This is a genomic window from Mycobacterium sp. E2733 (genome assembly GCF_001667585.1).
In the GTDB taxonomy this organism is placed as follows: Bacteria; Actinomycetota; Actinomycetes; order Mycobacteriales; family Mycobacteriaceae; genus Mycobacterium.
Genome location: NZ_LZJZ01000064.1, coordinates 1 through 651, shown reverse-complemented (window position 1 = coordinate 651; position 651 = coordinate 1). Strand labels below are relative to the sequence as shown.

At 63.1% G+C, this 651-nt stretch carries 1 protein-coding gene; it reads left to right on the top strand.

Annotated features, from left to right (window positions below; all coding sequences use genetic code 11):
- The coding region (locus A5678_RS12130) for a TetR/AcrR family transcriptional regulator (protein ID WP_231983650.1) at positions 1-639 on the top strand (639 nt) is incomplete at its 5' end.
- Positions 640-651 lie beyond the last annotated feature (12 nt).

Genomic DNA, 651 nt, shown 5'->3' with positions numbered 1-651 from the left:
AGCGGCTACCACGGCCTGAGGAGGGACATGGCGACGGAACCGGTCCCCGCCGATCTGGACTCGGCCGAGGAGTTCGATCGCCGGGACCAGATTCTGGAGGCGGCGAACGAATGCTTCACACAGCTCGGGATCCAGCGCACGAGCGTTCAGGACGTGGCGCGGATGGCGAACGTTTCCCGGGGCACGGTGTACCGCTACTTCGAGGACCGCAATGTGCTCATCGACGCCGCCATCGAGTTCGGGGCGCAGCGGTTCTATCGTGACGTGGCGACCGCAATGGCTAAGAAAAGTACGCTGGCCGAGCAGGTTGGCGCGATGGCCGAAACACACGCGAGGATCTTGCTCGACCACCGAACTCGCAACCGTTTGATGGCCGATGACGCTGAGCTGATGCGGCACATGATCTCTGACGGGGATACGGCGGTCCGGCGGACGACCAAATTTCTCGAACCCTACGTACGTGACGCGCGTGACCGCGGAGAGGTTGGTGCCGGGGTCGACGTGACGGCCGCCAGCGAATGGCTCGCCCGCATCATCTGGTCGTTCTCTACCGTCAACGAGGCACAGACATTCGACATGTCCAAGCCTGACACCGTCCGACGCTACGTGGAGAAATTCGCCGTCAACGGCCTGCGTTGACAGGAGCCGGTA